Origin of the sequence: Stutzerimonas stutzeri, assembly GCF_024448985.1 — a bacterium.
GTDB lineage: Bacteria > Pseudomonadota > Gammaproteobacteria > Pseudomonadales > Pseudomonadaceae > Stutzerimonas > Stutzerimonas stutzeri_AP.
Map to the genome: position 1 here is coordinate 207,998 of NZ_JAMOII010000002.1, position 21,367 is coordinate 229,364.

The 21,367-nt window shown below is 62.0% G+C and carries 21 protein-coding genes; 13 read left to right on the forward strand and 8 right to left on the reverse strand.

What is annotated here, in order from left to right; translation table 11 throughout:
- Positions 1 to 86: 86 nt before the first annotated feature.
- Entirely contained in the window at positions 87 to 689 is a 603-nt protein-coding gene (locus tag NA647_RS03720) for a nitroreductase family protein (protein WP_256056475.1), read from the forward strand.
- A 311-nt stretch (positions 690 to 1,000) separates the two neighbouring features.
- Here the strand turns inward: NA647_RS03720 and NA647_RS03725 are convergent, their stop codons facing one another.
- Positions 1,001 to 1,252 (reverse strand): DUF2790 domain-containing protein, encoded by a 252-nt coding sequence (locus tag NA647_RS03725; RefSeq protein WP_256056476.1) that lies wholly within the window; start codon positions 1,250 to 1,252, stop codon positions 1,001 to 1,003.
- A 298-nt stretch (positions 1,253 to 1,550) separates the two neighbouring features.
- Between NA647_RS03725 and NA647_RS03730 the strand changes: the two genes are divergently transcribed.
- Complete coding sequence (locus NA647_RS03730) at positions 1,551 to 3,479, forward strand: RecQ family ATP-dependent DNA helicase (RefSeq protein WP_256056477.1); 1,929 nt, start codon at positions 1,551 to 1,553, stop codon at positions 3,477 to 3,479.
- Between the two features lie 43 nt (positions 3,480 to 3,522).
- On the opposite strand, the gene NA647_RS03735 is transcribed toward NA647_RS03730, so the two are convergent.
- Positions 3,523 to 3,762 (reverse strand): hypothetical protein, encoded by a 240-nt coding sequence (locus NA647_RS03735; RefSeq protein ID WP_256056478.1) that lies wholly within the window; start codon positions 3,760 to 3,762, stop codon positions 3,523 to 3,525.
- A gap of 282 nt (positions 3,763 to 4,044) precedes the next feature.
- Between NA647_RS03735 and NA647_RS03740 the strand changes: the two genes are divergently transcribed.
- The 5 genes from NA647_RS03740 (at position 4,045) to NA647_RS03760 (ending at position 8,143) form a co-directional block, all read left to right on the forward strand.
- Complete coding sequence (locus NA647_RS03740; RefSeq protein WP_256056479.1) at positions 4,045 to 4,962, forward strand: aldo/keto reductase; 918 nt, start codon at positions 4,045 to 4,047, stop codon at positions 4,960 to 4,962.
- 9 nt (positions 4,963 to 4,971) lie between these two features.
- On the forward strand, positions 4,972 to 6,273 hold the full coding sequence (locus NA647_RS03745) for an NTP/NDP exchange transporter (protein WP_256056480.1): 1,302 nt from the start codon (positions 4,972 to 4,974) through the stop codon (positions 6,271 to 6,273).
- Positions 6,274 to 6,336: 63 nt separating this feature from the next.
- Positions 6,337 to 6,924, forward strand: a complete 588-nt coding sequence (locus tag NA647_RS03750; RefSeq protein ID WP_256056481.1) for an Sbal_3080 family lipoprotein — start codon at positions 6,337 to 6,339, stop codon at positions 6,922 to 6,924.
- An 87-nt stretch (positions 6,925 to 7,011) separates the two neighbouring features.
- Entirely contained in the window at positions 7,012 to 7,437 is a 426-nt protein-coding gene (locus tag NA647_RS03755) for an HPF/RaiA family ribosome-associated protein (protein ID WP_256048853.1), read from the forward strand.
- 142 nt (positions 7,438 to 7,579) lie between these two features.
- Positions 7,580 to 8,143 (forward strand): histidine phosphatase family protein, encoded by a 564-nt coding sequence (locus tag NA647_RS03760; protein ID WP_256056482.1) that lies wholly within the window; start codon positions 7,580 to 7,582, stop codon positions 8,141 to 8,143.
- 364 nt (positions 8,144 to 8,507) lie between these two features.
- On the opposite strand, the gene NA647_RS03765 is transcribed toward NA647_RS03760, so the two are convergent.
- Positions 8,508 to 8,720 (reverse strand): cold-shock protein, encoded by a 213-nt coding sequence (locus NA647_RS03765; RefSeq protein WP_256047548.1) that lies wholly within the window; start codon positions 8,718 to 8,720, stop codon positions 8,508 to 8,510.
- A 499-nt stretch (positions 8,721 to 9,219) separates the two neighbouring features.
- Entirely contained in the window at positions 9,220 to 10,122 is a 903-nt protein-coding gene (locus tag NA647_RS03770; RefSeq protein WP_256056483.1) for a LysR family transcriptional regulator, read from the reverse strand.
- A gap of 101 nt (positions 10,123 to 10,223) precedes the next feature.
- Between NA647_RS03770 and NA647_RS03775 the strand changes: the two genes are divergently transcribed.
- The 4 genes from NA647_RS03775 (at position 10,224) to NA647_RS03790 (ending at position 15,024) form a co-directional block, all read left to right on the forward strand.
- Positions 10,224 to 11,462, forward strand: coding sequence for a 3-hydroxyacyl-CoA dehydrogenase (locus NA647_RS03775; RefSeq protein ID WP_256056484.1), 1,239 nt, complete (start codon positions 10,224 to 10,226; stop codon positions 11,460 to 11,462).
- Between the two features lie 2 nt (positions 11,463 to 11,464).
- Positions 11,465 to 13,255: an acyl-CoA dehydrogenase C-terminal domain-containing protein gene (locus NA647_RS03780; RefSeq protein ID WP_256056485.1), complete on the forward strand. Its 1,791-nt coding sequence runs from the start codon at positions 11,465 to 11,467 to the stop codon at positions 13,253 to 13,255.
- Positions 13,256 to 13,358: 103 nt separating this feature from the next.
- Positions 13,359 to 14,522, forward strand: coding sequence for an iron-containing alcohol dehydrogenase (locus NA647_RS03785; protein WP_256056486.1), 1,164 nt, complete (start codon positions 13,359 to 13,361; stop codon positions 14,520 to 14,522).
- 58 nt (positions 14,523 to 14,580) lie between these two features.
- Positions 14,581 to 15,024, forward strand: coding sequence for an acyl-CoA thioesterase (locus tag NA647_RS03790; RefSeq protein ID WP_256056487.1), 444 nt, complete (start codon positions 14,581 to 14,583; stop codon positions 15,022 to 15,024).
- 103 nt (positions 15,025 to 15,127) lie between these two features.
- Here the strand turns inward: NA647_RS03790 and NA647_RS03795 are convergent, their stop codons facing one another.
- The 4 genes from NA647_RS03795 to yrfG form a co-directional block, all read right to left on the reverse strand.
- Positions 15,128 to 15,586: a glycine zipper domain-containing protein gene (locus NA647_RS03795; protein ID WP_256056488.1), complete on the reverse strand. Its 459-nt coding sequence runs from the start codon at positions 15,584 to 15,586 to the stop codon at positions 15,128 to 15,130.
- Between the two features lie 224 nt (positions 15,587 to 15,810).
- Positions 15,811 to 16,656, reverse strand: a complete 846-nt coding sequence (gene fdhD, locus NA647_RS03800) for a formate dehydrogenase accessory sulfurtransferase FdhD (RefSeq protein ID WP_256056489.1) — start codon at positions 16,654 to 16,656, stop codon at positions 15,811 to 15,813.
- A gap of 180 nt (positions 16,657 to 16,836) precedes the next feature.
- Positions 16,837 to 18,936, reverse strand: coding sequence for a hybrid sensor histidine kinase/response regulator (locus NA647_RS03805; RefSeq protein ID WP_256056490.1), 2,100 nt, complete (start codon positions 18,934 to 18,936; stop codon positions 16,837 to 16,839).
- A 156-nt stretch (positions 18,937 to 19,092) separates the two neighbouring features.
- Entirely contained in the window at positions 19,093 to 19,773 is a 681-nt protein-coding gene (yrfG, locus tag NA647_RS03810; RefSeq protein WP_256047556.1) for a GMP/IMP nucleotidase, read from the reverse strand.
- A 120-nt stretch (positions 19,774 to 19,893) separates the two neighbouring features.
- Between yrfG and nudE the strand changes: the two genes are divergently transcribed.
- Both nudE and cysQ read left to right on the forward strand, forming a co-directional pair.
- Positions 19,894 to 20,460: an ADP compounds hydrolase NudE gene (gene nudE, locus NA647_RS03815; RefSeq protein ID WP_256056491.1), complete on the forward strand. Its 567-nt coding sequence runs from the start codon at positions 19,894 to 19,896 to the stop codon at positions 20,458 to 20,460.
- Positions 20,457 to 21,272: a 3'(2'),5'-bisphosphate nucleotidase CysQ gene (gene cysQ / locus NA647_RS03820; protein WP_256056492.1), complete on the forward strand. Its 816-nt coding sequence runs from the start codon at positions 20,457 to 20,459 to the stop codon at positions 21,270 to 21,272. The genes nudE and cysQ overlap by 4 nt, the downstream gene beginning before the upstream one ends.
- The last annotated feature ends 95 nt before the right edge of the window (positions 21,273 to 21,367 follow it).

The following is a 21,367-nucleotide window of genomic DNA, read 5'->3' on the forward strand; positions in this document are numbered from 1 at the left end:
GATAAATATCATCAGCAAAGACGCATGGATTCGATCATTCCGTCGACATAGCATAGTGGCCACACATTCCAACCAGTGGAGCCGCCATGCATATCGAAGAAGCCATCCAGACCCGCCGCGCCGTTAAAGTGTACGACACCAGTTTTCAGCTCAGCCGCGAAGAAAAGGACGAGTTGTTGCGACTGGCACTGCTCGCGCCATCGGCCTTCAACCTGCAGCACGTGCGTTTCGTCGAGGTCAGCGACCCGGCGCTGCGCGCGCAGATTCGCGAGGTGGGTTGGAACCAGGCGCAGATGACCGACGCCTCGATGCTGGTAGTGGTTTGCGCTCAGGTGGACAGCTGGGAAAAAAACGTCCGCCGCGTCTGGGAGGGCACGCCGCCCGAGGTGCAGGACTACATGGCCGGCGCCATTGACAACTACTACCGCGACAAGCCGCAGGTCCAGCGTGACGAAGCCATGCGCAGCTGCGGCCTGATGGCGCAGACCCTGATGCTCGCCGCGCGCGGCAAGGGCCTGGATTCCTGCCCCATGGACGGCTTCGATTTCGATGCGGTAGGTAAGCTGATCAACCTGCCGGACAACCATGTCATCGCCCTGATGGTGGCAATCGGCAAGCGTGCCGCGGAACCCAAACCGCGAGTTGGCAAGCTGCCGTTCGACGAGGTGATCATCCGCGATCGGTTCTGACCGATCGTTTATGTGCCGCATCCCTGCTCAACACGGAGCGTGGCTTCGATCAGTAACGGTCTATCGGCCCGCCCATGGATGAGCTCGTAGGGTAGGCCGGGCGGCGCTCCGCTTCAGTCCACCGAAATGGCGGAGTGCGCTGCCTGTAGGCAGAAGCGGAAGTCGCCGATTTATCTACGGAAGGCTTCTCGCCTGACGCATGTAGACGAGATGGCGACGCCTTGCTCATTCACCCCAGTGCCGCTCGATGGATCGCAGAAGCTTGACCGAACGGCAGGCGTGTCGATGCCGCTATTAACAGGGCGACAGGCTCAGTTTTGGTTCTTGCAGCTTTCGGCCAGGGTCCGATAGGAGAGCTTGCGGATCTCACCAGACGAATCCCGGTAAGTCATCACCGCATCGGTGACTTCGCAGTAGGGCGTCGGCTCGACTTTGATCGACAGGACCGAGGCGATATCAATCTTGGTGCCGTAGGTATAGGTCTCGGCTTCGGCGCCGTTGGCATGGGCGAGCGAGGCGGCGGATAGCAAAAGGGCAGTGGCAAATGCAAAGGTAGTGCGCATGACAGGGCATCCTGTTTCTGGTTCGTGGATTCCTCCTGTTGGCAAGCCGCATCACCCGATACGGCTTCGCTTGTGATTTTTCTCAGGAGCCCGGCGATGATGAGTTAGTAAGCTCACTAACGATAATTGCGAATTCCGATGAGCGTGATTGAGCGAAATGCGTGGCCGCCTCGTTAGCTACTGCCTCAAGGCGCTTTCGCGTTCTTGCCGACCGCTGACCGCGCCTCGTGGACCGCTTTGCTTTACCGTCTCCCTCCTTTTGCTACTCTCCGGCTCCCAGTCAAAGGAGTGACTAACGATGATCGAACAAACTCTCGCCCAGACCTTCGGCTACGACGGCTTTCGCCCCGGCCAGGAACAAACCATCCGCGCAGTGGTGGCGGGCCGTTCGGCGGCGGCGATCTTTCCTACCGGTTCCGGCAAGTCGCTGTGCTACCAGCTGTCGGCGTTGCATTTGCCGCATCTGACGTTGGTGGTCTCGCCGCTGCTGGCGCTGATGCAGGATCAGCTGGCTTTTCTGCATCGGCACGGCATTGCCGCAGCCAGCATTGACTCGGCGCAAAATCGTGAGCAGATAAGCGACACCATGAGTCGCGCCAAGTCCGGCGAGCTGAAGATTCTGATGCTCTCGGTGGAGCGCCTGAAGAACGAGCGTTTTCGCCATTTCATCAGCCAAGTACCGATCTCGCTGCTGGTGGTGGACGAGGCACACTGCATCTCCGAATGGGGCCACAACTTCCGGCCGGACTACCTCAAGCTTCCCGACTACCAGCGCCAGTTCAATATCCCCCAGGTGCTGCTGCTGACCGCTACGGCGACGCCGCCAGTGATCGCCGACATGCAGGCGAAATTCGCCATTGCCGCCGAGGATGTGGTGACCACCGGCTTCTACCGCGCCAACCTCAACCTGTTGGTCGAGCCGGTCGCGGGCGCCAACAAGCAGCGCCGGCTAGTGGAATGGCTGACCGGCAAAGGCGAGCAGCCGACAATCGTCTACGTGACCCAGCAGAAGACTGCCGAGCAGGTTGCCGAACATCTGGCGCAGCGCGGCTTTCCGGCCAGCGCCTATCACGCCGGGATGGGCCACGAGTTGCGCGAGACCATTCAGCGGCGTTTCATGGCCGGCGAGCTGAACTGCATCGTCGCCACCATCGCCTTCGGCATGGGCATCGACAAGTCCGACATCCGCAACGTGGTGCATCACGACCTGCCGAAATCGGTGGAGAACTATAGCCAGGAAATCGGCCGGGCCGGGCGCGACGGGCAGCCGTCCGACTGCTTGGTGCTGGCCAACCGCGACAGCCTCAACGTGCTGCAGAATTTCGTCTACGGCGACACGCCGGAGCGTGAGGGCATTTGCCATGTCCTCGATGAGCTGGCGAGCGTCGGACCGGACGGCCAGTGGGAGCTGATGCTCAATCGGCTGTCCGAGCAGAGCAATATTCGTCAGCTGCCGCTGAAGACCCTGCTGGTACAGCTTGAACTCAAAGGCATCATCGCACCGCGTTTTGCCTATTTCGCCGAGTATCGCTACAAACATCTGCTCGAGCCCGAGGCGCTGATTGCGCGCTTCGAGGGCGAGCGGCGGCAGTTCGTCGAAGCCATCGTGCGCACCTCGGCCCGAGCGCGAACCTGGTGCACGCTGGACTTCGATGCGCTCTACCAGCAACACGGCGCCGACCGGGTGCGGGTGGTCAAGGCGCTGGATTACTTCCAGGAAAAGGGCTGGATCGAACTGGAGAGCAAGCAGATGACCGAGGTCTATGCGCTAGTCGATCCGGACTTCGATGCCGCCGCGCTGAGCGCCGAACTGCACGGCTATTTCAAGCAGCAAGAAACCAGCGAAATTACCCGCATAGACAACATGCTTGCGCTGTTCGAGTCGCGTGAATGCCTCAGTTGGCGCCTGGCCGATTATTTCGGTGACGCCCAGGCGCCGCAGCGCTGTGGCCATTGTTCGGTCTGCCTGGGGCGGTTCGCGCAGCTGCCCGAACCGCCACCACTGGCGCCGCTGACCGAGATGGATCTCGCTACCCGCTGTGCCGATTTCAGCCAGCGCTATCGGCAGTTGAAAAACAGCGAGCCCAGTGCCGAGTGCCTGACGCGTTTTCTCTGCGGTATCAGCGTGCCGCTGTTCACCAAGCTGAAGGCGCGAGGCATGGCGGGATTCGCCTCGCTGGAGGCTTACCCTTACGCAGATGTGCGCGAGCAGGTGGCGCGTTCGTAATTTGCGCATAGAGAGCCGGACTCGGATGTGCCGAGGCGATCAATCACCGCGTGGTGTGAGACCCGGCATCGCGCTCGCTCCACAGCAGCTTGCCCAGGCCCGTATCGTCGGGCAGCAGCAAGAGACTGAGGGCAAACACCAGTAGCAGGCCCAGCACATAAGCAAGATTGATCAGCCAATGATGTCGGTGCCGCTGCGCCTTGATCTGCTGGGTCGATCCCTCTGGCCTATCAGGCAAGGCGGCCGATGGTTGGCCGGGGGACATGGGCGAATGGCTGGGCATGGGTGTCTCGATTGTTGCGAGCCGGTGCATGCACGGCGGGCGCGGCGCAAGGATCAATGGTCATCAGGCGCGGCGAAGTAGAACCGAAATAGAGGCATATTGCCAGCACGGAGATCCCTCAAACCAGTTTCAGCGGCGCTCGGTCAGCGGGCACCGGCGCGACGTCGCGGCGCGCCCCATTGAAACAAACTGAAAAGCTCCCGTGCGTCGGCCCGACGATGCGCCCGCTGGTGTCGACCATACTCAAGCGTCGAAGCCGCTACCGACACGGAGAACCCACCGATGCAGACGCGCCGCCAGCTCCTCCACCGCTCTGCCGTGCTGACGGCCATCGCCGCACTGGGACCGTTGCTGCCGTTCGTGGCACATGCCGCCGAACCACTACGGATGCGCCCGATTCCATCTACCGGCGAGAAGTTACCGGTGATCGGGCTCGGCACCTCGCGCACCCATGATGTGGATCTCGATGATTCGCAGATGGACGCGTTGCTGGAGGTGTTGCGGATTTTCGTCGACGGTGGCGCCCGCCTGATCGATACCGCGCCGAGCTATGGCAACGCCGATCGTGTGGTTGGTGAGCTGGTGCAGCGGCAGAACGCGCGCGAACGGGTGTTTATCGCCAGCAAGGTCTCCGCCACTGGCCGCGAGCGTGGGCTGGCGCAGATTGAGGCCAGTTTCGAGGCGCTGCAGAGCGACAGCATCGACCTACTCCAAGTGCACAACCTGCAGGACACCAGCACCCAGCTCGGTCTGCTGCGCGAGCTGAAGGAGCAGGGCCGCATCCGTTATATCGGCGTGACGCACTATGTGGAGTCGGCCCACGATCGGCTGCTGGACGTGCTCAAGCGGGAAAAGGTCGATTTCGTCCAGTTCAACTACTCGGTCGGCGAGCGCAATGCCGAGAAGCGGCTGCTGCCCTACTGCGCCGACAACGGCATCGCCACCCTGATCAACCGGCCCTTTACTCGCGGCAACCTGCTGGGGCGAGTCAAGGACCGGCCGCTGCCCGATTGGGCAGCCGAGCTTGATGCGACGTCCTGGGCGCAGCTGGCGCTCAAGTTCATCCTCGCCGAGCCGGCAGTGACCACGGTGATTCCAGCGACTTCGACACCGCGCTACATGGCTGACAACCTGCTGGCCGGGCAGGGCCGCCTGCCGGATGCCAGCCAGCGGCAGATGATCGTCGATGCCTTTGGTTGAGCCCAGCAGATGTCCTTGGGCTCGAACCGGGTGCGTCTGGCCGGGCTGATCAACGCCCGGCCCGCTGAATTGCGCGCGGCGCTGGCCGGCTTCGGGCTGTTCTTCTGCCTGTTCAGCGGCTACTTCATGCTGCGGCCGATCCGCGAGTCCATGGGCATCCAGGGCGGCGTGGAGAACCTGCAGTGGCTGTTCACCGCGACCTTTGTCGCCATGCTGGTGGCGGTGCCGCTGTTCGCCTGGCTCAACTCGCGGGTGGCGCGCGTCCATTACATCGACTGGGTGTACGGCTTCTTCTGCGTGAATCTGCTGGCGTTCGCCGGGCTGTTCTTCGTCCTGCGTGACAGCGTCTGGCTGGCGCGGGTGTTCTATGTGTGGATCTCGGTCTACAACCTGTTCGTGGTGTCGGTGGCCTGGAGTCTGATGGCCGATGTGTTCGACGCGCCTCAGGCCAGGCGCCTCTTCGCGTTTATCGCCGCGGGAGCCAGTGTCGGCGGCCTGGTCGGCCCGGCCGCCAGTGCGCTGCTGGTGGGCGTGCTCGGGCAGTTCGGGCTGATGCTGCTGGCGGCGCTGCTGCTGGCGTTGGCGGTGGTGCTCAAGCATTACCTGATGGCGTGGCGCGAAGTGGCAGGCGCCGGACGCCCCGGCGCCGAACAAGCGGAAAGCCCGCGCCGTCCGGTGGCGGGCAACCCGTTCAGCGGGCTGACGCGGGTGCTGGGTTCGAGTTATCTGCTGGGGATTGCTGCCTTCGTGCTGCTGCTGACCACGGCTAGCACCTTCCTGTATTTCGAGCAGGCACGGCTGGTTGCCGAGCTGTTTCCCGATCGCGCCGAGCAAGTGCGGGTGTTCGGTGCGATTGACTTTGTGGTGCAGGCCGGCGCCTTGCTGTCGCAACTGTTCATCACCGGACGCATCGCCCAGCGCCTTGGTGTGCGGGCGCTGCTGGCGGTGGTGCCGGCGCTGGTCTGCCTGGGTTTCATCGGGCTGGCGCTGGCACCGACCTTCGCGGTGCTGGCAGCGGTGATGATCGTGCGGCGCATCGGTGAGTACGCCTTCGTCCGTCCGGGCCGCGAGATGCTCTTTGCGCCGCTGGATGCGGAGAGCAAATACAAGGCGAAGAACTTCATCGATACCGTGGTTTACCGCGGCGGTGACGCCTTGAGCGGCTGGGCCAAAACGCTGCTGGACATGCTTGGCCAGGGCACGCTGCTGATCGCGCTGGTGGGCGCCGGCTGCGCAGCGGTCTGGGGCGCGCTGGGCTGGTACCTGGGCGGCCGGGCGGATCGGAAGGCGAGCGGGCGGGAGGCGGAATAAGCGCACCTCTGCGCAAGCGAGTGGTGGCAAAATGCCTGTCTACTTTCCGACACGGAGGTCGCCATGCGCGCCGCATCGCTTTTTACACTCATCGCTACCGTTGCCATCAGCGGCTGCAGCATCAAACAGAACGTTACTCCTGCGGCCCTGTCCGCCGAACTGACACCGGAAATCTGCATGATCCCAGCGCTGAACCTGCGTGCTGGCTTCACCAGTGCCTACCAGGCCTCGTTGATGGAAAAAGGCTTCAGGACCCGCCTGATGGCGCCCGGCAGCAGCCCTGATCGTTGTGCGCTTGCTACCACCTTCATTGGACGTTGGGGTTGGGATCTGGCGTTGTACATGAAATACGCCGATATCCGCGTCTACGAAAAAGGCCGTCAGGTCGGCCAGGCGGAATACGATGCGCGCTGGGGCGGCGGGCGACTGGATAAGTTCATCAGTGCCGAGGAGAAGATTGTTGAACTGGCCGATCAGCTGTTTCCCAATGGGGCGGCCGGCCTGGGTCGCGCTCCCGCCCCGGTGATAGCCGGCGATATGGCACCGTTGAGCCGGGAGGCTTATCGGCAACAGCAAGTGCAACGCTTGATGGATGAGGGCCTGTCCTACGAGGAATACCAGCATCGCTATCGGCAGTTGATGGACGAGTAGGTCGCTTGGCCATTGAGCGAAGCCGCTGAACCTCGTGGGCGTCGGCGCCTCGAACCTATTAGGTACCCAACCATCAGGAGTAGCCGTATGCATGTTCAAGTCAACAGCCAACACGTTCCCAGCAGTGTCGAGTTGCATGAATGGGTGGGTTCGACCGTAGAGGAGCGGCTGGAGCGCTTCGACGATTTCCTTACCCGCGTCGAGGTTCACATCAGCGACGAGAACGCGCAAAAAGCCGGCGCTGATGACAAGCGCTGTCAGATCGAGGCGCGGCCTAAGGGCCATCAGGCCGTATCCGTCACGCACAAGGCAGAGTCGCTGCAGTTGGCGGTCGATGGTGCGGCGGAAAAAATGCGTCATGCCCTTGAGCACCTGGTGGGCAAGCTCGACGCCAAGGTACTGTCCAGTGGTGAACTCAACGATCCGCTACTCGACGAAGAACCACAGGCCGTCAAGGACGCCATGCTTGAAGAAGACTTTCTCCAGAACCAGGAAGCACGTGGCAAGGAATAATTTGTTCTGAAGAGCGGGACGTACGCACCGAGGTGCGTGCGCTATCCAACCGTAGGAGCGAGCTAGCTTGCGAGGCATCCCGGCCAGGAGCCGCCGATACTCCGACATCGCCACTCCGCGGTTACCGCCGCAGGCCAGAGCTATGCAGATAACCTTGGTACGCCACGGCAGGCCCGACCACACTGCCGCGAGTTGGTGTACTCCAGCGCAGATGAAGGGCTGGATCGCCAACTACAACCAAGCGGATGTCATCGCCCACGAGCTGCCGGACGGTCTAGGTTTACTCGCTGAAAAAACCGGCGTCGTGGTCTGCAGCTCACTGTCGCGCTGCGTCCAATCGCGCGGGCACCTGGCTTGCGATTGCCGCCAGGAACCTGACCCGTTGTTTGCTGAGGCGCACTTGCCCTACCCGGATTGGTCGTTTCCACCTATGCCGTCTCGACTCTGGCGATTGCTGTTTCGCGGCGCCTGGTTCTTTGGTTTCGCCCGCCATACTGAGCCCATCAGCGAATCCAACCGGCGCGCCAGCGCGGCGGCGGAACGACTTATAGAACTTGCCGAGGCGCATGGCAGTGTGCTGCTAATGGGCCACGGCATCATGAACATCCTCATCGCGAGGCAGTTGCGCAAGCGCGGCTGGGCAGGCCCACCTAACCTCGTCCTCAAGCGGTATTGGGAGCCGTGCAGCTATTACAAGGAAGATTGAGACGCCTGCATCTTCGTCAAGAAGGCGAGTGACCCCTGATTGTTGCGATGAGGTATTGGACTCGAATATGAGCTATCGCAACGTGGCTATAGCGAAAGGCTTACAAGCGGCAGTGACGTTCAGCGCTATGCCTACCAACGGCCGAGGATTAATCTGTGCCAACTCTGAAGCGCAGGACGCGCTCAGGATCAAGGATGATCGACCACCGCCAGGATGGCATTCGAAAGGATTCGGAATGGTCAGGAAAAACCCGCTTCGGCGGGTTTTTTGTTGTCTGAAGAAACGTGACAGTTGCCGAGCCGGACAGCACTTTTCTCTAGACAAAAAAAGCCCCGCCGAAGCGGGGCTTTTTTAATCAGGCGTCTTAAGCGACTTGAACCTGATCGGCCTGCATCCCTTTCTGACCTTTGGTGGCCATGAAAGAGACCGATTGGCCTTCGCTTAGGCTTTTGAAGCCAGCGCTTTCGATTGAGCGGTAGTGAACGAAAAGATCTTCGCTGCCATCAGTTGGGGTGATGAAGCCGAAGCCTTTTTCATCGTTGAACCATTTAACAGTGCCGTTTTGACGAGTAGACATGATGTATCTCCAAGGTGGTTTTAAGACTGCGATGCTGATTTTTCAGCGTCGAGACTGAGAAGCGAGAAGCAAAACGAACCAGGGAGACGAAACAAAGAAACATCAAGCTGGGTGTCGAAGTGTTAATTGCGAAGCAGTGGGGGCGAATATACGCAGTTAACTAGGTAAGTACAGGATTTATAATTTAATTTCCAAAAATGCTATTCGCTGAGGTCATTAATCCGCTCTAAACGGCTGTTAATCATAGGTATTAATTGGAGGGACCGCACGTCGGTTGGTGCATGCACTAGTAGCGGCTTTGTATTCCTAGATAACCGCCACTGTCGATCAATGTCCTCTTGAATCAGATAGCGCTGAGATGTGAGCGCGGCATTGCCGAGCGGCTGTCCTGCTTTGACAGGCTGGATCGATGGCGTGACTTGACATATATACGGCCCGGTTCGCCAGCAAAAATCTGACGTTCCTCTCGCATCTACGCAAAAGCGAAAATCCAATCCGGCTATCGGTGCCTCGCAACCGCCACGATCTGTTCGATCAACCACTGCAGCGCGGCATCGCGTTCCCGCTGGGCGACGCTGGCTATATCCAGTTGGAAGGTACCGAGATCGAAGGGCAAGTCGAACAATTGCAGCGGCAACAGCGTGGCGAAATAGCGGGCCAGCTGGGTTGGCAGTACAGCCGCCAGGTCGCTGCTGGCGACGATATGCGCGGCCTGCAGGTAATTCGGTGTTGTGTAGACCAGTTCGCGGCTCAAGCCCCGTTCTTCCAGCCACTGATCAACCATGCCGCGCGTCTGCCCGCCATGCACCCAGAGATGGCGCAGACGCAGGAAACTGTCCAGATCCAGCCCTTCACCCATTAGCGGATGATCCTTGCGCAGCGCAACCTGTAACGTCTCGCTGGCCCAGCGGCGGCGGTGAAAACGCGTCGGCACTTCGATAAAACGGCCCAGCGCCAGATCCAGCTCACCGTTATCCAGCGCCTCGGCCGGCAGCGTCGGGGTCAGGTGCTCAATCGCTAGCTGAATCCCCGGCGCCACCTTGGCCAGATGGGCCATCAGCGGCGGCATACAGATCAATTCAACGTAGTCGGTGACGGCGATGGCGAAGCGCTGTCGGCTGGTTGCAGGGTCGAAAAAGTCACCGGCTTTGAGCGTGTGTTCGATCTGTTGCAGCGCATCGCGAATCGGCGCTTCAAGGCTCAGTGCGCGCGGCGTCGGTTGCATGGCACGACCCACGCGCACCAACAGCGGATCATCGAGCAGTTCGCGTAGGCGATTGAGTGCGTTGCTGACAGCCGGTTGGCTGAGCGATAGGCGTTCGGCCGCACGCGATACGTTGCGTTCACGCAACAAGGCGTCTAGCACGCGGAGCAGGTTGAGATCGAAATTGTAGATATTCATCGGATGAATCTGATACATCACAAGACTAAATTTCAAAAATAGTACCGTCTTCATCTAAGGTAGGTCTTCTGATTTTTTGCCTTGCGACGAGGACTGCTGCAATGAGCCAAACCCGCTTCGATATCCAGACCGCCGCCGTGATCGGTGCGGGCACCATGGGCCGCGGTATCGTCATGAGCCTGGCCAACGCCGGCGTGCAGGTACTGTGGCTGGATAACAACCCCGAGATGCTGGAGCAGGCGCTGGGCGTGGTGGCTGACACCTACGCGCACAATGTGCGCCAGGGGCGCATTGACGAAGCTCAGGCGCAGGCGCGCCGGGCCTGCATCAGCAAGGCGGCGGATTATCAGGCGCTGGCCGATGTGGATCTGGTGATCGAAGCGGTCTATGAAAACCTGGAACTCAAGCAGAAGATCTTCCGCGAGCTGGACGGCATCGTGAAGCCGGCCGGCATCCTTGCGAGCAACACCTCAGCGCTGGACATCGATGCCATTGCTGCCGTCACCGGCCGCCCAGAGCAAGTCGTGGGCCTGCACTTCTTCAGCCCGGCGCACATCATGAAATTGCTGGAAATCGTCCGCGGCGCGAAGACCTCGACAGCGGTGCTCGAGGCCTCCACCGCGCTCGGCAAGCGCATGGGCAAGGTCAGCGTGATCGCCGGCAACTGTCAGGGTTTCATTGGTAACCGCATGCTCGCCACGTACGTGCACGAGGCACGCATGATGCTACTCGAAGGTGCTTATCCGCATCAGGTGGATGCTGCGCTGCAGGGCTTTGGCTTCGCCATGGGGCCGTTCCGCATGTACGACGTGGTCGGCATCGACTTGGAATGGCGCGCCCGTGAACTGGCCGGCAAGGGCCAGGACGAGGCGGAAGTGCAGGTGGACAATCGCCTCTGCGAGATGGGCCGCTTCGGCCAGAAAGCGCGCATGGGCTATTACCGCTACGCTGAAGGCAGCCGCCAGGCCGAGCACGATCCAGAAGTGGACGTGCTGGTGCAGCGCGAGTCCGAGCGCCTCGGCTTCGAACGGCGCGATATTGGCGCCGAGGAAATTCTCGAGCGCTGCCTGCTGGCGCTGGTCAACGAAGGGGCAAAGATCCTCGAGGAAGGCATGGCCGAGTCCAGCACAGATATCGACACCGTCTACCTCAACGGCTATGGCTTCCCGGCGGAAATCGGCGGGCCGATGACTTGGGCCGACCGCCAGGGCTTGCCAGCCATTCGTGATCGTTTGATCGCATTGGCCGAACAGCACGGTGCGCACTGGCAGCCTGCCGAATTGATCGACAGCCTGGCCACCCTGGGTGGTCGCTTCGTCGACTACAAGAAGGAGGCCTGAGCATGGAATACAAAGCTCCCCTGCGTGACATGCGCTTTGTGCTGCACGAGCTGTTCGACGCCAGCGCCCATTGCGAGCTGCTCGGCAACGGCCTCGACCGCGAGCTGATCGACGGCGTGCTGGAAGAAGCGGCGCGCTACACCGGCGGCGAGATCGCACCGCTCAATCGCAATAGCGATGAAGAAGGCGTGACCCTGGAAAACGGCGAGGTGAAGACGCCGCAGGGCTTCGTCGAGGCCTACCAGCAGTACGTCGACAACGGTTGGGCGAGCATGACCGGGCCGACCGAGTACGGCGGGCAGGGCTTCCCGCAGCTGGTCGCCTGTAACTTCCATGAGATGTTGATGGGCGCGTCGCTGTCCTTCCGTATTTACTCCGGCCTGACCGAGGGCGCGGTGCTGGCGCTGTACAAGCACGGCAGCGACGAGCTCAAGAACGCCTATCTGGAAAAGCTGGTCAGCGGTAGCTGGAGCGGCACCATGTGCCTCACCGAGCCGCAGGCTGGCACCGACCTGGCCCTGCTGCGCACCAAGGCCGAACCTCAAGCGGACGGCAGTTACCGGGTCAGCGGCAGCAAGATCTTCATTTCCGGCGGCGAGCACGATATGAGCGAGAACATCGTGCATCTGGTGCTGGCGCGCCTGCCGGATGCGCCTGCCGGGGTGAAGGGCATCAGCCTGCTGCTGGTGCCCAAGTTCATCGCCAAGGCCGACGGCACGCCGGGCGAACGCAATGCGCTGAGCTGCGGCGCCATCGAGCACAAGATGGGCATCAAGGGCGCGGCCACTTGCGTGATGAACTTCGACGGTGCCACCGGCTGGGTCGTCGGTGAGCCGAATCAGGGCCTGGCCTGTATGTTCACCATGATGAACGACGCGCGTTTCCAGGTCGGTCTGCAAGGTCTCGGCATTGCTGAGCAGGCGTATCAGGGCTCGCTCGCTTACGCCCGCGAGCGCCTGCAATCCCGAGGACTTGCCGGTGCCCAGTATCCGGACAAGGCCGCTGACCCGATCATTGTCCACCCGGATGTGCGGCGCATGTTGCTGACGCAGAAGACCCTGGTCGAGGGCAGCCGCATGCTGGCGGCCTACACAGCGCGGCAATTGGATCTCGAGCATGGCCATCCCGAGCCAAGCGACCGCAAAGCCGCCAGCAAGCGCGCGGCGTTGCTCATTCCGATCGTTAAAGCTTTCTTTACCGACATGGGGCAGGAAGTCGCGAGCCTTGGCGTGCAGGTCTACGGTGGGCACGGCTACATCCGTGAGTGGGGCATGGAGCAACTGATGCGCGACAGCCGCATCACCCAGCTTTACGAAGGTACCAATGGCATCCAGGCGCTGGATTACATCCGGCGCAAGCTGCTCGGTGATGGCGGTGCAGAGCTGTCGGCCCTGCAGGCGGAGTTCAGCGAGGTTTGCGATCGCCAGATCGACCGGCCGGCGCTGCATGAGATGGCCAGCAAGGTACAGGCACGAATCGGCGAATGGCGCGAGCTGACCGCCGAAATCATTGCTGCGACCGGCCGCGACCCGCAGGAAATCGGTGCGGTGTCGGTGGATTTTCTGCAGTACTCGGCCTATGTCTTGTTGGCGGGCTTGTGGTTGCAGGCGGCGGCGCGCGCGCAGGATGCGCTGGAACAGGGCGCCGGGGAGGAGGCGTTCTACCAGGCCAAGCTGGCCAGTGCTGACTTCTATCTGCGCCGCGTGTTGCCGCGTGCCAGCGGTCATCGCGAGGCGATACAGGGTGGTGCTGATTGCTTGATGGCGCTGCCAGAGGCGGATTTTGCGTTTTGATTGGTGGTCACTGGCTGGTGACCGATGCGGTTGAGCTGTCCGGAAGCTCTTCCAACCCAGATCCTCCGCAACGAGGAGTTATTTCTTGAATCAGGAGGCACCGATGCATCCGTTCAGCTTTGCCACAACCGCTCAATTGATTTGCGAGCCCGGCTCGTCGCGACGTTTGGCCAGCCTTTGCAAGGAGCGCGGGGCGCGCTCGGTATTGGTGGTGACCGATCCGGGCATTACCCGCTTCGGCCTGCTCGATGAAGTGTTGCCGGGCTTCGATGAAGAAGGCCTGCAGGTCGCCGTCTACGACCAGGTGGTGGCTGACCCGCCGGAAAGCATCGTCCTGGCTGCGGTTGAGCAGGCAAAATCGGACAAAGCGGACCTCGTCATCGGGTTCGGTGGCGGCAGCTCGATGGATGTCGCCAAGCTGGTGGCATTGCTGGCGCACCCGAACTGCGCGCAGTCGCTGCAGGACATCTACGGCGTCGGCAATGCCAAGGGCCAGCGACTGCCGCTGATCCAGGTGCCGACTACCGCAGGTACCGGCTCGGAAGTTACTCAGATCGCCATTATCACGACCGGCGAAACCACCAAGATGGGTGTCGTCTCGGCCCTGCTGCTGCCGGACTTGGCGCTGCTCGACGCCGATCTCACGCTTGGCCTGCCTCCGGCCGTCACCGCCGCGACCGGCATCGACGCCATGGTGCACGCCATCGAGGCGTACACCAGCGCGCTAAAAAAGAATCCGCTGTCCGACCTGCTGGCTCGCGAGGCACTGCGCCTGCTTTCGGCCAACCTGCACGAGGCGGTGCACAACGGCGGCAATCGCGAGGCGCGCCAAGCGATGCTGCTCGGCGCCTGCCTCGCCGGCCAGGCCTTCGCCAACGCGCCGGTGGCGGCGGTGCATGCGCTGGCCTATCCGTTGGGTGGCAACTTCCATATTCCCCACGGCCTGTCCAATGCGCTGGTGCTGCCGCATGTGCTGCGCTTCAACGTCAGCGCGGCGACTACCCATTACGGCGAGCTGGCACCCATCGTGCTGGGTGAACGGCTGCGCAGCGACGATCCAGCAACCTTTGCCGATCAGTTGATCGAGGAACTTGGCGAGCTGAGTGCGCGTATGGGGCTGCCGACCCGCTTGCGCGACGCCGGCGTGCCGGAGGACATGCTGCCGCAACTGGCGAAGGAGGCGATGCTCCAGCAGCGATTATTGGTGAACAACCCGCGCGAAATCACCGAAGCCGATGCGCTAGCTATCTACCGCGCCGCCTACTGATCTTAATGGCGCACCGCGCTTACCGCGCCGCGTCGACTTGCCTTCAAGGATTTGCCGAATGGCCGAACAACCGCAGCACCTGCGCGACGATTACCGCCACTTCCAGCCGATCACCACGCGCTGGCACGACAATGATATCTATGGCCACGTAAACAACGTCGTTTACTACAGTTATTTTGACAGCGCGGTGAACACCTATTTGATCGAGCGGGGCGGGCTGGACATCCATGAAGGCGAGGTGGTGGGCTTCGTCGTCAGTTCATCCTGCGATTACTTTGCGTCGATTGCCTTTCCCGATGCCCTGGAAGTTGGCTTGCGGGTCGGTAAGCTTGGCAACAGTTCGGTGCAGTATGAGTTGGCGATCTTCAAGGCAGGTGAGTCGCAGGCCTGCGCGGCGGGGCGCTTCGTCCATGTATTTGTAGATCGAGCCAGCAACCGGCCGACGCCGATCCCGAATGACTTGCGCCAGGCGCTGGAAGCGCTGTTGGTGGTGGCCGAATAATTCGGCCCTACGGTTTTTTCTACTGTAGGGCCGAACGTGTTCGACGTCGGGGCGCTGTTGTCGACAGAGGTCGAGTAACGGATTTTAAGACTGATGTGCCGGCTCAGTCGTGATGCCGGTGCTTATGCTTGTGCTTGTAGTGGCCCTTGGCTTTACCCGGATGGTACCGACGGTCGTCGCGGTAACGGCGGTCGCTTCGATCGTCATCATCGCCGTAGGCATTGCCAACCGCGCCACCGGCGCCGCCACCCATGGCAGCGCCGATCAAACCGCCGGTGCTGCCACCGACACGCTGGCCAATCACGTTACCGCCTGCGGCACCCAGGCCGCCGCCGATAGCCGCTTCGGTGCGGCTGCGCTTGTCGGCGCCGACCATGCCGCCGGCCGCACCGCCTACGCCGGCGCCAATGGCAGCACCCGTCGAGCCGCCAAGATGTTCACCGACCACCGAGCCCAGGGCACCGCCCAACGCGCCGCCGACAGCGGCTTCAGTGTTGCTTCCAGCAAAGGCGGCGCTGCTGAGCAGGCTCGCGGACAACAGCAGAATCGAGGAATACTTCATGGCGAACCTCTTGAATGGATGGCGCCGCGATGCTCACGTGGCGAGCGAAGCTTGCGCAAGTGTTCACCGATGAAAGGCATGACGGGGTTCTCGTTCCGTAACTTTTTGATTTAACAAGGGAACTTGTGACAAGCGAGACGGTATCCAGCTGCTTGGCCATGACCGCAAAGGGTAGGAAATCAGCGAATCGACGCATCCGGTAGCAGATGCTTTTGCGCTTGGACTTATGCCTCACCCTCGTCCGAGACGCTCGCAGGGCTGAAGACACGCGGTGGACTGCGGTGCGGGATGTGAATCAGGTTGAGGTTATGACGCTGCGCCCAACGCGCCGCCAGGCCGGTGGGCGAGGAGAAGCTGACGAGCGTGGGAATGCCGGCGCGCTGCACCTTATGAATCAGCTCGAGGCTACAGCGGCTGGTGACCACGGCAACGCCCCCGGAGACGTTCTGTCCCATGCGGCTCAATGCGCCGATCAGCTTGTCCAGTGCGTTATGCCGGCCGATGTCTTCGCGACCCAGGCGGATTTCGCCCTGCGCGTCGATGAACAGAGCGGCGTGCACCGCGCCGCAGGTTTGAGCCAATGGCTGATATTCGGCGATGCGCTGACGCAGGTCATGCAGCCAATGGGCCGGCGGCAGGGGCGCGACCGGCATCACCGGTAGGTGTGGCAGCGCCTGCTCCAGGGCTTCGACGCCGCATAATCCGCAACTGGCGTTGCCGGGCAGCTGTCGGCGCTGCTCCTTGAGCTTCCAGAAGGCGCGACTGGCGATCTCGACATTGGCCTGGCGCCCGCTGCCGGTGCCGCTGATATGAATGTCGTAGATCTCGCTGACATCCTCGACGATGCCGCTGCCAAGGCTGAAGCCCACCACGAAATCCTCGAGGTCGGCCGGCGAGACCATCATCACCGCCTGGCTGATGCCGTTATAGGCGATCGCCAGAGCACATTCCTCGGCCAGTTCCACAGATTCGCGCTGCGTCTCTCCGACCGCCTGAAAGTAATAGCGCTGGCTGGCCTCGGTTGGCGTGTTGTTATCGGAGGCAATGTTGAGGTGGCGTGGCGTGTTCATAGCAGGCTCGATATTGACCGCAGGTGATGTACCGCCCGGTCGACTGTGAAGGGCTCCGGGCGGATTTTCAATGTCTAGGAAATCTGTTCGGCCGTGCCAGCCCTGCGGCCGAATGAATTCGGCCCTACCGTTCGAATCGCGGCGAAGGTGTCGCGCTGCGCCCGAGGCCCGTCCGGCGCGCTAACCACCACGTGCCAGCATGCCGCGAACCCGTGCTGCCAGATGGTCGATCTGGAACGGCTTACTGATCATGTCCATGCCCGCTTCGAGAAAGCCGCTGCTGGCCGCCTGCTCGGCGTAGCCGGTCATGAACAACACGCTCAGGCCAGGACGATGCTGGCGGGCAATGTCCGCCAGTTGCCGGCCATTCATCCCCGGCAGACCGACGTCCGAAACCAGCAGGTCGATGCGTTCGCCGCTTTCCAGAAGCTCAATGGCGGCGTTGGCCTCAACGGCCTCCAGCGCGCGGTAGCCGAGCATGCCCAGCACATCTAGAACCAATTGGCGCACGGCTGGATCGTCTTCGACAACCAACACGGTTTCGCCTTGCGTCGCCGGCGGCGGCTGCTCCGTCAGGCTGCTGATCGCCGCCGCTGGCACCGTCAGTGCGTGGTGCGCTGGAAAGTACAGCGTGACCTCGGTGCCTTTACCGGGTTCGCTGCGGATCTGCACGTGTCCGCCGGCCTGGCGGGCGAAGCCATAGATCATCGACAGCCCGAGGCCGGTGCCCTGCCCAATTGGTTTGGTCGTGAAAAATGGCTCGAACGCGGCGGCCAAAACCTTGGGCGTCATGCCGCAGCCGCTGTCGATCACGCTGAGGGTGACGTAGCGGCCCGGAGCCAGTTCACCCACTTGCGATTGGCTCGACAACTGCACGTTGGTGGTGGCGATATACAGGCTGCCTCCGTCGGGCATCGCATCGCGGGCGTTGATGACCAGGTTGAGCAGGGCGCTTTCCAGTTGGTTTTCGTCGCTGTTGGCGGCCCATAGGTCTGGCTGCAATTGGGCATCGACCAGAATATGACCGCCCAGGGTGCGCACTATCAGGTCGCGCATCGATTCGACCATTGCATTCAGGTCGACCCGCTTGAGGTTCAGCGGTTGACGCCGGGCAAACGCGAGTAGGCGATGGGTGAGGGCCGCGGCGCGGTTGGCCGAGGTGGCTGCGGCATCGATGAAGCGCTGGGTTTCGGCGTGACGGCCAGTCTGGTTGTAACGCTGGATCAGGTCCAACCCGCCGATGATGCCGGTGAGCATGTTGTTGAAGTCGTGGGCGATGCCGCCGGTAAGTTGGCCGACCGCTTCCATTTTCTGCGCCTGACGCAGGGCTTCCTGCGCCTGTTCGCGGCTGACCATTTCCTTGAGCAGCCGCTCATAAACTTCAGCCAGTGCGGTGGTGCGTTCCTGCACGCGGCTTTCCAGGGTTTCGTTGAGCTCGCGTAACGCCTGTTCCGCCTGCCAGCGCTCGGTCACGTCCTGGCAGAGAACGAAGAATCCCTGCACCTGCCCTTCAGCATCGCGGCGTGGCAAGTAGTGCATCAGCGCATGGCGTGGCCTGCCGTCCTGGTGCGGCATGTAGGCCTCGAAGACCATCGGTTCGCCTGCCAGCGCGGCCTTTATCTGCTCGCGACGTTCGTTGTAAGCGCGTTCGCCGACGACCTCTATCAGGCGCTTGCCGTACAACCACTCGGGTGATTGGCCGAACCAGCTCTGGTAGTGGCGGTTGTTGAAGCGATAGCGCTCGTCTTGGTCCACGTAGCCGATGAGCACCGGCAACGCGTCGGTGATCGTCATGATTTCCGCTTCGCTGCGGCGCAGCGCTTCCTCCTCGCTGTGGCGCAGGCAAAGCAGACGGCCTGCGATCTGCTGATCATCCCTGATGGGGCTGAGGGCCAGATCGAACCAGACGCCGGTCTGCGCGTCTCCGTCCGGCAACCGGTAGTTGCGCAGCAGGCATGCCTGGCTGCGGTCGCCGCCGCTGCACGTATCGGTCAGTGCTGGCCATATTTCAGCCCAGGTTGAAGCGACCGGCGCGCCGAGCGCGGCGGGATGGCAACTGCCGATCAGCGCCGCGTGGGCGTCGTTATACAGCTGCACGTCACGGTCACCCCAGAGCACGCACATGGGCAATGGCGCTTCGAGCAAGGTGTCGAGCAGCACGCGCAGCGAGACCGGCCAGCTGTCGATCGCGCCTAGCGGCGTTGCGCTCCAGTCGTGGTTGCGGATGCGCCCGCTCATTTCGCTACGACCGGCCGGCCAGGCTCCCGGATCTATTGGCATAGGTCTCCCATCGGATGTACAGCGGGCCATTCGGCATCTTTCATTACGGTTAGGCGTCGTGGTCTGGCATCCACAGCATAGTTACCGAAGGCACTGCCGTCCTCGGCATCCCCCTGACACGCGCCGTGGGAGAAAAGGCCGGCGAAGCGCCCACGATCAGTCCGCATGACCCTGCAGGCTGCGAATCAGCTCCAGATAGTCATCGACGGCGGTGAATTCTTCGGTATTTTTCTGCCCTCGCCGGCTGTCCGGCTCACGGATGGCCAGCAGATGAGCGACGCCGTAGTCGCGGGCGCTGCGCAATACCGGCAGGCTGTCGTCGATGAACAGCGAAGTGGCCGGATCGAAATCCAGATCCGCTTTCAGCGCATCCCAGAACTGGGCCTGCTCCTTGGGAAAGCCATAGTCGTGGGAGCTGATCAGCCGGTCGAACCAGGGCGCCAGCTCGATGCGTTCGAGCTTTAGCGACAGGGAGTCGCGGTGCGCATTGGTGATCAGGACCACCCGCTTGCCGGCATCGCGCAGTGCCGCGAGAAATTCGTCCGCGGCCGGACGCAGGGCGATCAAGTCGGCTATCTCGCGTTTCATTTCGCGTATCGGCAGGTTCAGCTCGCGGGTCCAGAAATCCAGGCAGTACCAAGTGAGCTTGCCCTCGTGCTCATTGAACAGCGGCGCCAGTTCCAATTCGGCCATGGCCTGACTGATGCCGTGCAGCTGGGCATAACGTTGGGGTAGGAATTCGAGCCAGAAATGGTTATCGAAGTGCAGATCCAGCAGGGTACCGTCCATGTCCAGCAGGACGGTGTCGATTTCAGACCAAGGCAGCGAAGCGATCATGGCGGGCTCTTTTCGGCAATTGGCGCAATGGTGCGACAGCGGTCGGTTCGATGCAAAGCCTTCGCGGTCGGCACGAAAAGCCGGGTTATGATTGCGGTTCGCGTTTCAAAGGATCCTTCCATGCGCCAGAAACCTACAGTGCTTGCCCGTGAGATCGTCGCTACCAGCCGTCTGTTCCGTGTCGAGGAGTTGCAGTTGCGGTTTTCCAATGGCGTCGAGCGCACCTATGAACGGCTGGCCGGCAAGGGCGCCGGTTATGGTGCGGTGATGATCGTCGCGCTGGAAGACGACGGCAAGGCGCTGTTGGTCGAAGAGTACTGCGGTGGCACCGACACCTATGAGCTGTCTCTGCCCAAGGGGCTGATCGAGCCGGGTGAAGATGTGCTGGACGCCGCCAACCGCGAACTCAAGGAGGAAGCCGGGTTCGGCGCGCGCAAGCTCGAATGGCTGACCGAGCTCTCGCTCTCGCCTGGTTACATGAGCCAAAAGATCCAGGTGGTGCTGGCCCGCGATCTTTATCCCGAACAACTGCCAGGCGACGAACCGGAGCCGATGCGCGTCGATCGGGTCGACCTACGTGAGCTGTCGAGCCTGATCCAGAATCCGCAATTCAGCGAAGGTCGTGCGTTGGCGGCGCTGTATCTGGCACGTGATCTTTTGAGCCAGCGCGGGGAATTCGACCAATGAGCCATCCGTATCTGGCACCGGTTATCGATCTGGTACGCGCCGCGGGCCAAGTCATCCTGCCGCATTGGCGCAGCGGCGTGCAGGTGCATGAAAAGGCTGATGCCTCGCCGGTTACCGCCGCCGACATGGCTGCGCATCATCTGCTGGCCGACGGCCTACGCGCGCTGGACCCCGACATCCCGGTGTTGTCAGAGGAAGATTGCAACCTGAGCCTGGCCGAACGGGCCGGTTGGACGCGCTGGTGGTTGGTCGATCCACTGGACGGCACCAAGGAGTTCATCGCCGGCAGCGAGGAGTTCACCGTCAACGTGGCGCTGATCGAACAGGGGAAGGTGCTGTTCGGCGTGGTGGGCATTCCGGCCAATGGCCGCTGTTATTACGGCGGTGCCGAGTACGGTGCCTGGCGCGCTGAAGCCGATGGCGCGGCACAGCCGTTGCAGGTGCGCCACGCGCCGGCCGAGGGTTTCACGGTGGTCGCCAGCCGCCGCCATTCGAGCCCGGCGCAGGAGCATTTGCTGGACGGGTTGCGCCAGCGCTTCGGGGAGCTGGTGCTAGCCAATGTCGGCAGTTCTCTGAAACTGTGCCTGCTGGCCGAAGGTGCTGCGGATTGCTATCCGCGCCTGGCACCGACCTCGCAGTGGGACACTGCCGCAGCCCAGGGCGTGCTCGAAGGCGCACGTGGCGAGGTGCTGGATGTCACAGGCGCGACGCTGACCTACGAAGCGCGAGAGAGCTATCTCAATCCATCCTTCCTGGCGTTGCCGCGCGGCGTGGAGTGGCGCACCGCGCTCATCGAGCTGGCGAATCGCTGAATCGAACCCATCTGTGCAAGCTGTGCCGGGGCCGTTAGTGCTAAACCTCTACTTGAAGGCGGCCACCATGACCGGCCAGGCGTTTGAAGGGATCG